This window comes from Luteibacter sp. UNC138MFCol5.1 (genome assembly GCF_900110505.1).
Lineage (GTDB): Bacteria > Pseudomonadota > Gammaproteobacteria > Xanthomonadales > Rhodanobacteraceae > Luteibacter.
In genome coordinates this window covers 1-13,084 of record NZ_FODZ01000002.1, presented here as the reverse complement: position 1 = coordinate 13,084, position 13,084 = coordinate 1, and the positions used below count along the sequence as shown (strand labels likewise).

The 13,084-nt window shown below is 68.6% G+C and carries 13 protein-coding genes; 7 read left to right on the top strand and 6 right to left on the bottom strand.

Annotated elements, in window-relative coordinates; translation table 11 throughout:
• Positions 1-38: 38 nt before the first annotated feature.
• The gene (locus BMY69_RS19535; RefSeq protein ID WP_177191076.1) at positions 39-824 is read right to left on the bottom strand and encodes a restriction endonuclease; all 786 of its coding nucleotides are present in this window, start codon (positions 822-824) and stop codon (positions 39-41) included.
• 214 nt (positions 825-1,038) lie between these two features.
• Here BMY69_RS19535 and BMY69_RS19530 point away from each other — a divergent pair, with 214 nt between their 5' ends.
• Positions 1,039-1,566, top strand: coding sequence for a hypothetical protein (locus BMY69_RS19530; protein WP_177191075.1), 528 nt, complete (start codon positions 1,039-1,041; stop codon positions 1,564-1,566).
• A 31-nt stretch (positions 1,567-1,597) separates the two neighbouring features.
• Here BMY69_RS19530 and BMY69_RS04495 read toward each other — a convergent pair whose 3' ends face one another.
• Positions 1,598-2,641: an HDOD domain-containing protein gene (locus BMY69_RS04495; RefSeq protein ID WP_177191074.1), complete on the bottom strand. Its 1,044-nt coding sequence runs from the start codon at positions 2,639-2,641 to the stop codon at positions 1,598-1,600.
• Between the two features lie 115 nt (positions 2,642-2,756).
• Between BMY69_RS04495 and BMY69_RS04490 the strand changes: the two genes are divergently transcribed.
• On the top strand, positions 2,757-3,620 hold the full coding sequence (locus tag BMY69_RS04490) for a pseudouridine synthase (RefSeq protein ID WP_090175641.1): 864 nt from the start codon (positions 2,757-2,759) through the stop codon (positions 3,618-3,620).
• 44 nt (positions 3,621-3,664) lie between these two features.
• Entirely contained in the window at positions 3,665-5,062 is a 1,398-nt protein-coding gene (locus BMY69_RS04485) for a DHA2 family efflux MFS transporter permease subunit (protein WP_090175640.1), read from the top strand.
• 48 nt (positions 5,063-5,110) lie between these two features.
• Here BMY69_RS04485 and aat read toward each other — a convergent pair whose 3' ends face one another.
• From aat to trxB, 3 genes are read right to left on the bottom strand one after another with little or no spacing between them, the layout of a single operon-like run.
• The gene (aat, locus tag BMY69_RS04480; protein WP_090175638.1) at positions 5,111-5,821 is read right to left on the bottom strand and encodes a leucyl/phenylalanyl-tRNA--protein transferase; all 711 of its coding nucleotides are present in this window, start codon (positions 5,819-5,821) and stop codon (positions 5,111-5,113) included.
• Positions 5,818-6,951: a GNAT family N-acetyltransferase gene (locus BMY69_RS04475; protein ID WP_090175637.1), complete on the bottom strand. Its 1,134-nt coding sequence runs from the start codon at positions 6,949-6,951 to the stop codon at positions 5,818-5,820. Before BMY69_RS04475 ends, aat begins: the two co-directional genes overlap by 4 nt.
• A 38-nt stretch (positions 6,952-6,989) precedes the next feature.
• Positions 6,990-7,952 carry a thioredoxin-disulfide reductase gene (trxB, locus tag BMY69_RS04470; protein ID WP_090053057.1) on the bottom strand — a complete coding sequence of 321 codons (963 nt, stop codon included), beginning with the start codon at positions 7,950-7,952 and terminating at the stop codon, positions 6,990-6,992.
• A gap of 222 nt (positions 7,953-8,174) precedes the next feature.
• On the opposite strand from trxB, the gene BMY69_RS04465 reads away from it, so the two are divergent.
• The 4 genes from BMY69_RS04465 (at position 8,175) to lolA (ending at position 12,734) form a co-directional block, all read left to right on the top strand.
• Positions 8,175-9,239: an alanine dehydrogenase gene (locus BMY69_RS04465; protein ID WP_090053058.1), complete on the top strand. Its 1,065-nt coding sequence runs from the start codon at positions 8,175-8,177 to the stop codon at positions 9,237-9,239.
• Positions 9,240-9,336: 97 nt separating this feature from the next.
• Positions 9,337-11,616, top strand: coding sequence for a DNA translocase FtsK (locus tag BMY69_RS04460; RefSeq protein ID WP_255364459.1), 2,280 nt, complete (start codon positions 9,337-9,339; stop codon positions 11,614-11,616).
• A 6-nt stretch (positions 11,617-11,622) separates the two neighbouring features.
• Positions 11,623-12,051 carry a hypothetical protein gene (locus BMY69_RS04455; RefSeq protein ID WP_090053061.1) on the top strand — a complete coding sequence of 143 codons (429 nt, stop codon included), beginning with the start codon at positions 11,623-11,625 and terminating at the stop codon, positions 12,049-12,051.
• A gap of 32 nt (positions 12,052-12,083) precedes the next feature.
• Positions 12,084-12,734 carry an outer membrane lipoprotein periplasmic chaperone LolA gene (gene lolA / locus BMY69_RS04450; protein ID WP_090175634.1) on the top strand — a complete coding sequence of 217 codons (651 nt, stop codon included), beginning with the start codon at positions 12,084-12,086 and terminating at the stop codon, positions 12,732-12,734.
• Between the two features lie 50 nt (positions 12,735-12,784).
• On the opposite strand, the gene BMY69_RS04445 is transcribed toward lolA, so the two are convergent.
• The coding region (locus BMY69_RS04445; RefSeq protein ID WP_143070383.1) for an integrase core domain-containing protein at positions 12,785-13,084 on the bottom strand (300 nt) is incomplete at its 5' end.

Genomic DNA, 13,084 nt, shown 5'->3' with positions numbered 1-13,084 from the left:
TTCGCCTGGCGTGAAAGAACGTCGCGCCGCTTGGCGGGTCATTCCGCCGAGCCGAGTTCCCGCGTGTTCCGCTCCATCACCTTCATCGCGTCCTCGGCCTGGCGTTGCGTGCCGTGGCGGGAAGCTTCGGAGCGCGATTCCTGCAGCCGCGCGCGTTCGGCGAGCTCGCGCGAGAGCGTCGGCGAGGGCAGGTCGTTCCGGGGGCGCGTCGCGGCGACGGGCGGTGTGGTGGCGGCCGGGGCGGGGGCGGCCGGAGGAGCGGCCGGCGTCGCGGCGACGGGCGGTGGCGGCGCCGTGACCCGCGTCATCGCGCGCCACACGAACAGGCCGAGCAGGCAGACCACCACCGCGGCCACGATCGAGGGAACCAGCCACGGCCGGTCGTGACGGGGCGCCGGGGCACGTGCGGGCTTCTCTTTGCGTGCAGGCCTCTCGCTGGCGGCGACGTGCGACGTCACGCCGGTCGCCGGACCGTCGAGCTTCAGCATCACGCGCAGCACGTCGCCGTCGATCAGCTGGAGGCGTGGCTGGCGAAGCTGCACCGTGCGCGCGTCGCCGCTGAAGGTGCCGCGCGTGACGAGGATGCCGCCCGATGCGCCTTCGTTGAGCATCGTCGCAAGGAGTTCGTTGACGTCCTGCACCTGCACTTCGGTGGCGTCCCACTGGCGGCACTGGAGGATGGTGACCTCGTTGCCGCGACGCATGCGCAGGTCGAGGCTCGCGCCCAGCGCCTTGAGGGATTTCGGACGGGAGTCGTATTCGACGCGCCAGCCCTGCTCGCGGTAGTACTCGGCGAGCAGGTGCTCGAACGTGTGCCAGCTCATGCGCGCCAGGGCATCCGTGCCGACAGGTGGGTGCGGTCGCGCGTCGAACATGGGGTGGCGGGATTCCAGACGTACAGGCGCCAGATGATAGCGGGGTTGCCGGTGGCGTGCTCTCGGCCGCGCATCCGCCCCTTCACATTCCTGACTTTCTTGCCGCATATGCACATGCCCGGTACATTGGGAGGTCGAGTCAGGGGAAATCGGGGAAAGACAGGTGTTGAAGCATGTAGTCGTCGCCTCCGCGGCGCTGGCGCTGGCCGGCTGTGGCGGCCGCGCGATGATCGAAAGCGACATGAGCCGCGCTGTGTCGGCAAGCCCATCGTCGCCGTGGCTGACCGTGGACAACCCGGGCGCTCGGGTGCTGACCGTGGCGGGCCTCGAGTCGAAGGAAAAGGTGCAGGTCACGCCGGACATCGCCAGCGTCGTCGAGGCGCGCCTGCGCACGGCGCTGCAGCCGAAGTATTTCACCGACCTCATCATCAACTGCCGTGGGCTCGAGGTCCTGGTCGGCGCGAAGGCCGACGCCGAGCCGCCGTCGCTGGACATCGACATGGCGATCGACTGCCGCATCGTGGCGCGCGGGCTGATCGCCGCGAAATCGTATCGGCTGCACGAATCGCGGAAGCTGGACACGGCCTCGCCCCGGCTGGATGTCGCGGTGCCGACGCTGATCGATGCCGCCTCGGCCGATCTGGCCGAGCGTCTCTGGACCGACGTCCTCGGCACGGGCGTGAAGCGCTAGCCTCGCGACAGGTGGTCGCCGGAGCGCCTGCTCAGGCCTCCGCGACCGCCACGGCCGTGCGCAGCTCGTCCCGGCAGGCCACGAGCCGCTCCTGGCCGAAGCCGAGCGCGGCGTGCGCCAGCAGTACCGCGTCGGGATCCGCCGCGCCGCGTTCGGTCAGCACGTCCAGCATCGCCACGCGGCTGGCGGCGAGCAGGGACCGCCCCAGCGGGGTTCGCGCGCCCGCGTCGGCCGGATCCGCGCGTTCCGCCAGCGCCTGCACCACACGCGAGGGAAAGCTCCAGTGCCGCGCCGCGTGCAGCGACAGGCGTTCGATCTGTTGCCCTATCGCCGCCATGAACGGACGGCTGTACGCCAGACCGGCCGCACCGGGCACGTTGGCCACCTCGCGGATGATCGATTGCGCGCCCGCCTGGCTCGCGATGCCGGCAAGGAACGCCTCGAAGGGGTCGCACACGCCACGGCTCAGAAACGCACAGGCCCGCGCGCAGCGCTCCGCGTGTTCCCACAGCCGCTCGCCGGCGTCGCGCCCCAGCGGGCCGTCGTCCGTGCGCAGGATCGGTCGCATCACCATCTGCATCACCACGCGGCGCAGGCCGTCGTGGCCCATGATCGCGATGGCCTGGGGCAGGCCCGAGACGGGGCGGGCCGTGCGGAAGTACGCGCTGTTCGCCACCCGGAGCACTTCGCCGACGAGGACGGTGTCGCGCGAGATCTGTTCGGCCAGCGCGCGATTGTCGGCATCGTCGTTGCGCAGCGAGCGCATCAGCTGCGGCACGACGGCGGGGAGCCGGGGCAGGGTGGCGACGTCGAAGCGCTCGCTGCCGAAGGCGTCGCGCACGCGGCGCAGCACGTTCTGTTCGGCGGGCGTCAGGCCCGGGTCGCGCGCGGGACCGATGCCGAACACGAGGCGATAGAAGCGATCTTCGATCTCGTCGCCCGTGAGGGCGCCAGGCGGTGCGTCGGACGGTTTGGGCACGAATGGCGCGGCATCGGGCAGCGACAGGCGCGCCGATGCGTCGGCGGACCGTGCCCGCGCACCTCCGAACCACTTCCTGAAGAACCGGCCGATCACGTGTGGCTCCGCGTTGGGATGGGGACGATGCGGGCAGTATATGCCGCAAGGTGGGGCGAAACGATTGGCGAGGCGTGTCGCCTGCCGCCGGACCGGACGGCCGTAAGATACCGACATGACCCATCACCCCACGAGCCGCATCGTCCTGCCTCCCGGCGGCTGGGCGTCCGTCCTCGATTTCCTTTGCGAGCGCTTCGCCACGATCGATCGCGCGACGTGGATCGACCGGATGGAGCGCGGCACCGTCACGGCCGACGGGCAGCCGGTGTCGCGAACGTCACCCTATCGCCCGGGCGCGGTCGTGGCCTACCGGCGCGAGGTTCCCGACGAACCACGCATCCCGTTCGACGAATCGATCGTCTTCATGGACGACGACCTCGTCGTCGCCGACAAGCCGCACTTCCTTCCCGTGATGCCCGCCGGTCGTCATGTCGAGGAGACGCTCTCGGTCAGGCTCATGCGCCGCCTGGACAACCCGGACCTCGCCGCGCTTCATCGGCTGGACCGCGGCACCGCAGGCCTCGTGGTCTTTTCCGCGCGTCCCGCGAGCCGCGACGCGTACACCCGCCTGTTCCGGGAACGCGCCATCGCGAAAATCTACGAAGCGATCGCGCCACCGATGCCGGGGCGTGACTTTCCCTTTTTCCACGCATCGCGCCTGGAACGCGCCGAGCCATTCTTCCGCATGCGCGAGGTGTCCGGCGAGCCGAACGCGCGAACGCGTGTCGACGTCATCGAGCGCGGCGAGCGTCACTGGCGTTACCGCCTGGAGCCCGAGACCGGTCGCAAGCACCAGCTTCGCGTGCACATGGCCAGTCTGGGCGCGCCGATCGTCGGCGACCGCACCTATCCCGAGCTGCGCGACGACACGGGCGATTACGGCGATCCGCTGCGCCTGCTCGCGCGCGAGTTGCGCTTCGTCGACCCGCTCAGCGGCAAGCCCCGCCACTTCCGCAGCGGGCGAAGCCTCGACCTTTGACGCTTGCAGGCGCAAACTATGCGCCTCTCAGCCGCGCGTCCCCGATGACTTCCGCACCAGGCTTCCGCACCGTCGCCCTGATCATCGCGAGCGCGATGTTCATGGAGCAACTGGACGGCACCATCCTGGCGACGGCGCTGCCGTCGATGGCGCAGTCGTTCGACGTGTCTCCCCTGCACATGAGCGTGGCGCTCACGTCGTACATGCTAAGCCTGGCCGTGTTCATTCCGGCCAGCGGTGCCATCGCCGATCGCTACGGCTCGCGCAACGTGTTCCGCGCCGCCATCGCGCTGTTCACCCTCGGCTCCATCCTCTGCGGCGTCTCGGGCAACTTGCCGCTGCTCGTGGCCTCGCGCCTGCTGCAAGGCATCGGCGGCGCGATGATGGTGCCCGTCGGGCGCCTCGTGCTCCTGCGTTCCGTGCCGAAATCCGAGCTGGTCTCGGCGATGTCGTGGCTGCTGGTGCCCGCGCTGATCGGCCCGGTGGTCGGACCGCCGCTGGGCGGTTTCATCGTCACTTGGGTGTCGTGGCGCTGGATCTTCTACATCAACGTGCCCATCGGCCTCGCGGGGATGTGGCTCGCCACGAGATACATTCCCGACGTGCGACTGCCGGACAAGGTGCGGTTCGACCGGCTCGGTTTCGTGCTGTCCGGCGTCGCGTTGTCGTGCCTGGTCTTCGGTCTCGAAATGGTCAGTCACGGCACGGCGTCGTCGAACCTCTCGGCCGTGCTGATCGTGGGCGGGTTGCTGGTGGGTGCCTTGTACGTGTGGCATTCGCGCCGCGTGCCGAACCCGATCCTCGACCTGTCGCTGATGCGCTTCACCACGTTCCGTCTTTCGGTGGTGGCCGGCTCGCTCACGCGCATCACCGCCGGCGCGGTGCCGTTCCTGCTGCCGCTGATGATGCAGCTCGGATTCGGCCTCTCGGCGGCGCACAGCGGTGTCGTCACGTTCGTGTCCGCGCTGGGCGCGATGCTGATGAAGGCGACCGCCGCGCCGGTGCTGCGTCGCTGGGGATTCCGCGCCACGCTGATGTGGAACGGCGTGCTGTCGATGGTGTGCGTGGCGCTGTGCGCGGCGTTCCGCCCCGACTGGCCGCTGTGGACGATCTACGCCGTGCTGCTGCTTTCGGGATTCTTCCAGTCGCTGCAGTTCAGCGCGTACAACACCGTGGCCTATGCGGACGTGCCGAGCGAGCGCTTCTCCAGCGCGACCAGTTTCTACACCACGTTCCAGCAGCTGATGCTGTCGCTGGGTATCTGCGTGGCGTCCGCCGCGCTGCATGTGTCCGTGGTGTGGAACGGGCACGCCAGCGCGCAGCTGCCCGACTTCAGCGCGGCGTTCCTGGTGGTGACGTTCGTGTCGCTGATCGCGGCACCGGTGTGCGCGCTGTTGCCCCGAAATGCCGGCGCGGAAATGAGCGGTCACAGGGCACGCTGAATCGCTTGGCCTTAAAACATGTCGCGCGCAGGGCGCGCTCCTACGTGGTCAGGGCAGCGCGAGCGGATACTTCACCCACGACCCCGTCACACCCGGCATCGCGGCAAGGCGGCGGGCCTGCACGACGAACTCGGCACGCGGCACTTCCACGGCGCCCATGCTGAGCAGGTGGCTGTTCGTCACCTGGGCATCGAGCAGCGGAAAGCCCCAGCCATGCAGCAGGTTGCACAGCGCCGCGAGCGCGACCTTCGAGCCACCGCTGCGCGCGCTGAACATCGACTCGCCACAGAACAGCCTGCCGACGGCCACGCCGTAGATGCCGCCCACGAGCGACCCGCGATCCCACACCTCGACGCTGTGCGCGTGCCCACGGCGGTGCAGTTCCTCGTACGCCGCGATCATGTCGTCGCCGATCCAGGTGCCGGGCTGGCCGTCGCGCGGCGCGGCGCACGCGTGCATCACGCGGCTGAAGGACGTATCGGCCGTGACCTGCCAGTTCGACTGGCGCAGCTGCTTGCGCAGGCTGCGACTGAGGTGCACGCCGTCGGTGCGAAACACGCAGCGCGGATCGGGCGACCACCACAGGATCGGTTCGTCGGCGTTGAACCAAGGGAACACACCCTGGCCGTAGGCCGCGAGCAGCCGCTCCGGCGAGAGGTCGCCGCCCCAGGCGAGCAGGCCGTTCGGGTCCTGCAGGGCCGTCTCCGGATCCGGAAACAGGCTGACGCGCGTCCGGTGCAGTTGCGGCAGGCGGATCATCGATCGGCGTAAGGCGAGTGGGTCATGAGCTCCTCGCGATACGCCTCGCGATGGCGGGCCTCGTGCTCGAGCGCGTCCGCCACCGCGCGGCGGAAGCCTTCGTGGGCGATGTAATGCCGCGAGTGCGTCGGCGTGGGCAGGAAGCCGCGCGCGAGCTTGTGCTCGCCCTGCGCGCCGGGTTCGAACCGGGCGAGCCCTTCGCGAATCGCGTAGTCGATGCCACGGTAGTAGCACAGTTCGAAATGCAGGCCCGATACCTCCACGCTGGCACCCCAGTAACGTCCGTACAGCGCACCGCCGCCACGGAGGAACAGCGCCATGGCGACGATGTCGTGCGAATCGCGCGCCAGCGCCACCTGCACATTCGAGCCGAGGGTACGGCCGAGGTATTGGAAGAACCGCGCGGTCAGGGCCGCGTGGTTGCCTTTCATGTCGAACGTAAGCTCATACAAGGCGTGGATCTGCCGCCACTCGGTGTCGGACAGCTCGTCGCCACCGCGCATCTCGATCGTGAGGCCCGACGCGTGCGCGCGTGCGCGCTCCTGCCGGATGTTCTTGCGCTTCTTCGCGGTGAGCGCGGCGAGGAAGGCGTCGAAGTCGGCATAGCCCCGGTTGTGCCAGTGGAACTGGTAGTCGGAGCGCGCGAGCCAGCGGTCGTCGAAGGCGTCGAGGTCGGCGTCGGCCAGGAAGTTGGCATGGATCGACGACAGCCCCAGGCGGTCGGCCTCGTCGACCAGCGCGGCGGTGAGGCGATTGCGGATCACCTCGGCGGCCGTTCCTTCCGGCACCAGCAGGCGCGGGCCGGGCACGGGCGAGTAGGGCGAGGCGACGAGCAGCTTCGGATAGTAATCGCCGCCGGCCCGCTCCCAGGCGGAGGCCCAGCTCCAGTCGAAGACGAACTCGCCGTGCGAGTTGCCCTTCAGGTACGTGGGAGCGGCGGCGACCAGGCGGCCCTGTTCGAACAGGGCCAGGTGGTAGGGCTTCCAGCCGTAGTCCTCGCGCAGGCAGCCCCGGGACTCCAGGCCGCTCAGGAACGCGTGCGAGACGAAGGGATTGCCGTCCGGGACGAGCGCATCCCAGTCGGCGGACGCGATGCCGCCGAGACCGTCGAGGAAGCGGATGCCGTCCATGTCGCGGAACGCCCCGCGCGGGTCGCGGGGCGGTTCCCTCAGGCCAGCATGTTCTGCTGGTCGAGCCAGCGCTCGGCGTCCAGCGCCGCCATGCAGCCGAAGCCGGCGGACGTGATCGCCTGGCGATACACGTGGTCCGCGACGTCGCCCGCGGCGAACACGCCCGGCACCGACGTGGCGGTGGCCATGCCGTTCAGGCCCGACTTGATCTGGATGTAGCCGTCGGTCATCTCGAGCTGGCCTTCGAAGATGCCCGTGGCCGGGGTGTGGCCGATGGCGACGAAGAAGCCCTGGACGTCGAGATCGCGCTTCGCGCCGGTGTTGACGTCCTCGACGCGCACGCCGTTGACGCCGGAATCGTCGCCCAGCACCTCGTCCACCTTGTGGTTCCAGAGCAGTTCGATCTTGCCGGCCGCGGCCTTCTCGAAGATCTTGTCCTGCTGGATCTTCTCGGCGCGCAGCTTGTCGCGGCGGTGGACGAGATAGACCTTGCGGGCGATGTTCGAGAGGTAGAGCGCCTCTTCGACGGCCGTGTTGCCGCCGCCGACGACCACGACGTCCTGGTCGCGGAAGAAGAAGCCGTCGCACGTGGCGCAGGCGGACACGCCGCGGCCCTTGAACTTCTCCTCGGAGGCGATGCCCAGGTACTTGGCCGTGGCGCCGGTGGTCACGATCAGGGCGTCGGCGGTGTACTCGCCGGCGTCGCCCTTGAGGCGGAACGGACGGGTCTGCAGGTCGACGCTATGGATGTGGTCGAACACCATCTCGGTCTCGAAGCGCTCGGCGTGCTCGGCCATGCGGCGCATCAGTTCCGGGCCCTGCACCCCCTTCTCGTCGCCCGGCCAGTTGTCCACCTCGGTGGTGGTCATCAGCTGGCCGCCCTGCGCCAGGCCGGTCACCATGGTCGGCTTCAGGTTGGCGCGCGCGGCGTACACCGCGGCCGTGTAGCCGGCGGGACCGGATCCGAGGATCAGGAGACGGCTGTGCTTGGGGGTGCTCATGTATAATCCTTGGGTTTACTGCGGCGTGTTTTAAGTCGTACCGCTCGCCTCTTGCGGCAGGATGCTAAGGCCGTATCGAGGTCCGCGAGGACATGGTCGACCCGGAAGAATGGGGAAGACGGGGGTGCGATTCAAGACGCTCGGCTCACGATGGTGCCCGCTTCGTCCCCACGGAGCGGCTTACTCCCGACTTTTATCGGCTCATTCAGGATCCTCCATAAGATGCGCATCGGTATTCCCTCCGAAACCAAGACCCTCGAAGGCCGCGTGGCCCTCATCCCGGCCGCAGCGGCCGATCTGGTCCGCCGTGGCCACGAGGTCTTCATCCAGTCCGGTGCCGGCACCAAGAGCGGCTACGCGGATGCCGACTACGCCGCCCTGGGCGTCACCGTCGTGCCCGATGCCGCCGCCGTCTACGAGAAGGGCGAGCTGATCGTCAAGGTGAAGGAGCCGATCGAAGGCGACCTGAAGCTGCTGAAGAAGCACCACCTGCTGTTCTGCTACCTGCACCTGGCCGCCGAGCCGGCGCTCACGAAGAGCCTGCTGGACATCGGTCTGACCGGCGTCGCCTTCGAGTCCGTCGACGAGAACGGCGCGCTGCCGCTGCTGCTGCCGATGTCCGTCATCGCCGGCCGCATCGCCACCCAGATCGGCACCACGCTCCTGCACCAGCCCAACGGCGGCAAGGGCAAGCTGCTGGGCGGCATGGCGTCCACGCCGCGTGGCAAGGTGGTCGTGCTCGGCGCCGGCGCCGCCGGTGGCAACGCCGCCGCGCTCGCCGCGTCGGCCGGTGCCAACGTGGTCGTGTTCGACAAGCGTCCGGATCGCATGGCCGAGATGATGGCCCTCGGCCCGAACGTCACCGCGCTGTACGCCTACGAGTCGTCGGTCGCCGAGGAAGTCCGCAACGCCGACATCGTCGTCGGTGCCGTGCTGATCCCCAGCGCCAAGGCCCCGCGCGTGGTCACCGAAGCGATGGTCAAGACGATGGAGAAGGGCTCGGTACTCGTCGACATCTCGATCGATCAGGGCGGCTGCTTCGAGACGTCGCGTCCGACCACCTGGAAGGAGCCGACCTACGAGGTCCACGGCGTGACGCATTTCTGCGTGACCAACATGCCGGGCGCCGTGCCGCAGACGTCGTCCACCGCGATCTCGGCCGCCATCCTGCCGTACGTGCAGCGCCTGGCCGCCGGCAACGAGTGGCGCGACTACGCCCCGCTCGCCGCGGGCATCAACATCGAGAACGGCAAGATCGTGCACCCGGCCCTCCAGGGCATGGCATGATGCCGGCAACCGGGACCGAGGTCGTTCGTTAGTGGCGCGAAGCGCGAAAGTCGTAAAGAAGCAGGCGAAGGCGCAGGTCAAGGCCCAGCGGGAGGGCTTGAGCGAAGAGCTCAAGCGCCGCCTCCGCGAGGCCGGGGCGCTGCTCCTCCTGCCGTTGGCCCTTTACCTCCTCGTCTGCCTGCTCAGCTACAACGACCAGGACCCGAGCTGGGGGCACATGGGCGTCGCCGAACACGCCACCAATTTCGGTGGCTCGGTCGGCGCGAACATCGCCAACCTGCTCCGGTACATCTTCGGCCTGGTGAGTTACGGCTTCCCGTTGCTGCTCCTCGCGCTGGGCATCCAGGTGCTCCGCCATCGCGGGGAGCGCAACGTCCAGCCGTGGGAGCCGTCGCTGCGGCTCATCGGTTTCGTGTTCTTCTTCATCACCGCGCCCGCGCTGATGTACCTCAACGTCGACACCGCCGTCCTGCCGGAAGGTCCGGGCGGCATCGTCGGCAAGTGGGTGGGGCGCGGCCTGCACGGCGCGTTCGGTGACAAGGGCGCGCCGCTGCTGCTGCTCGCCGTGTGCCTGATCGCCGTCACGCTGGCCACCGGCCTCTCCTGGTTCCGGCTGATGGACGCCACGGGCGAGCTCGTCATGCGCATCGGCGGCTGGTTCGGCGGCAAGCTGCGCAGCGCGCCGGACGTCATGGCCGCGCGCACCGCGCGTGCCGAGCGCGAGGTCGTGAAGAAGGCCGAGGCCGTCAAGCAGGCCAAGCGCGAACCGGTCCGCATCGAAACGCCTGCGCCGGTGGTGGTCAAGAGCGACCGCGCCACGCGCGAGAACCAGATCCCGCTGTTCACCGGCGCGTCGATGGACGGCGAACTGCCGCCGCTGTCGCTGCTCGATGAAGCGCCGCCGCAGGGCCCGGGCTACTCCGAGGAAACCCTCGAGGTGCTCTCGCGCCAGGTGGAGCTGAAGCTCAAGGATTTCCGCGTCGAGGCCCGCGTCGTCGGGGTCTATCCCGGCCCGGTCATCACCCGTTTCGAGCTGGAACCCGCCGCCGGCGTGCGCGGCAGCCAGGTGTCCAGCCTCGACAAGGACATCGCGCGCGGCCTTTCCGTCGTCAGCGTGCGCGTCGTCGACGTCATTCCGGGCAAGAACGTCATCGGCCTGGAAATCCCGAACACCAAGAAGCAGATCGTCTACCTCTCCGAGATCCTGCGTTCCGAGCGCTACGACCAGGTGAAGTCGCCACTGGCGCTCGCGCTGGGCAAGGACATCGGCGGCAAGGCCGTGGTCACCGACCTGGCCAAGATGCCCCACCTGCTCGTGGCCGGCACCACCGGCTCCGGTAAGTCCGTGGCGGTGAACGCCATGGTGCTCAGCCTGCTGTACAAGTCGAGCGCCAAAGACGTCCGGATGATCATGATCGATCCGAAGATGCTGGAGCTTTCGGTGTACGAAGGCATCCCGCACCTGCTGGCGCCGGTCGTCACGGACATGAAGGAAGCCGCCAACGCGCTGCGCTGGTGCGTGGCCGAGATGGAGCGCCGCTACAAGCTCATGGCGGCGGTGGGCGTGCGTAACCTCGGCGGCTTCAACAAGAAGGTGAAGGACGCCGAGAGCAGCGGCCAGCCGTTGCTCGATCCGCTGTTCCGCGCCAACCCGGACATGCCGGGCATGACGGCCGAACCGCTCGAGCCGCTGCCGCACATCGTCATCATCATCGACGAATTCGCCGACATGATGATGATCGTCGGCAAGAAGGTCGAAGAACTCATCGCACGCCTGGCGCAGAAGGCGCGCGCCGCGGGCGTGCACCTGATCCTCGCCACGCAGCGCCCGTCGGTCGACGTCATCACCGGCCTGATCAAGGCGAACATCCCGACGCGCATCGCGTTCCAGGTGTCGTCGAAGATCGACTCGCGCACCATCCTCGACCAGTCCGGCGCCGAGGCCCTGCTGGGCCACGGCGACATGCTCTACCTGCCGCCGGGCACCGCCACGCCGGAGCGCGTCCATGGCGCGTTCGTGGACGATCACGAGGTGCACAATGTCGTGGAATGGCTGCGCGCGCAGGGTGCGCCGAACTACATCGAAGGCGTGCTGGAAGAGGTCCAGTCCACCGCCGACGGCAAGATCATCAACGACTCGGGCCTGCCGCAGGACGCCGAGGGCGAGGGCGACGGTGACAACGCGCTCTACGACCGCGCCGTGCGCGTGGTGACCGAGACGCGCCGCGCCTCGATCTCCGGCGTGCAGCGCCACCTGCGCATCGGCTACAACCGCGCCGCCCGCCTCGTCGAGCAGATGGAGCAGGACGGCATCGTCAGCGCGCCGCAGCACAACGGCAACCGCGAAGTGCTGGCGCCGCCGCCTCCGAAGGACTGATCCCGCATGAACCCGATGAAGCCGGGCGCGCTCCGCCAGCGCCCCTGGAGCCTGCTCGTCACCGGCGACCTCGCGCCCACGGCCGAGGTGCTCGACGAGGTCGAGAGCATCTTCGAACTGAACCCGTCGATTCCCGGGCTGGAGCTGCGCGCCGACGACGGCCGCGCATGCTTCGTCACCCGCGACTACCCGAGCGGCCATACCGCCGGGGTGGACGACGCGCTGGAAGTCATCTTCGCCGAACAGCCCGAGATCGCGGAGATCGCGGTGCTGGGGCAGGAGGCCCGCCCGGTGCACACGGCCACGCGTGACGCGCCTTACTGGCATCGCGACGGCAAGGCCATCGCCGACATCAGCGAGAAGATGGAGGCCGGCGAGATCACGCCCGCCGAGGCCATCGACATGCTTAAGTCGCTGTTCGAAACCGATCGCTGACAATCGCGCCGAATCCCACGGAATCCACGCCCATGAAACGCCTCCTGCTCGCCGCGACGCTGTCCCTGCTCAGCCTGCCGACCTTCGCCGCCGGCCCGGCGCGCGACCGCCTGGACGCCTTCGCCAAGGGGATGCATTCGCTCGCGGGCAGCTTCACGCAGACCCTGTCGGGCCCGAACGGCGAAGCCGGCAAGATCAGCAAGGGCACGCTGGCGCTCGAGGCGCCGCGGCAGTTCCGCTGGGAGACCACGGCGCCGTACAAGCAGACCATCGTCGCCGACGGCAGCCGCGTGTGGCTCTACGACCCCGACCTGGAGCAGGTCACCGTGCGCAAGCAGAGCAGCGAAGAGGCGCAGAGCCCGCTGACCGTGCTCACCGACATCTCGCAGCTCGACCGCGACTTCCATGTGACGGAGCAGGGCCAGCACGACGGTTACCAGTGGCTGCGCCTGACCTCGACGAGCGCGGATCCGCAGTTCACCTACGCCGACCTCGGGTTCGACGCGAAGGGCGCGCTCGCCGCCATGCGTTTCCAGGACCAGCTCGGCAACCTCACGAACATCACCTTCGCGAACCTGACGCGTAATACCGCGTTGCCGGAGGGCACGTTCACCTTCGTCCCGCCGCAAGGGACCGACGTGGTCGGCGACGCCCCGGTGCTGCAGACCCAGCCCGTCCACTGATCGCCTGGTAGGAGCGCGCCTGTAGTGGCTGGACTTTCCTGGACCACGAGCTAGGAGCATTGAGCCGCCAGTGCTTCGAATTCTGCTGGCGGAAGGTAGTTGAGGGTCGAGTGTAGACGCTCGTGGTTGTAGTAGCCGGCCAGATAGTCGATGACCGCCACGCGAGTCATTTCCCGCGGCAGGCGTTCCTCACCGAGGCATTCGTGTTTCAGGGTCCGGAAGACCCGCTCGACCACGGCGTTGTCCCAGCAATTGCCTTTGCGGCTCATGCTTTGGATGGCGCCGTGTTCGGCCAGATGAGCAACAAACAGATCGGCGGTGTATTGGCACCCCTGATCGGTGTGCACGAT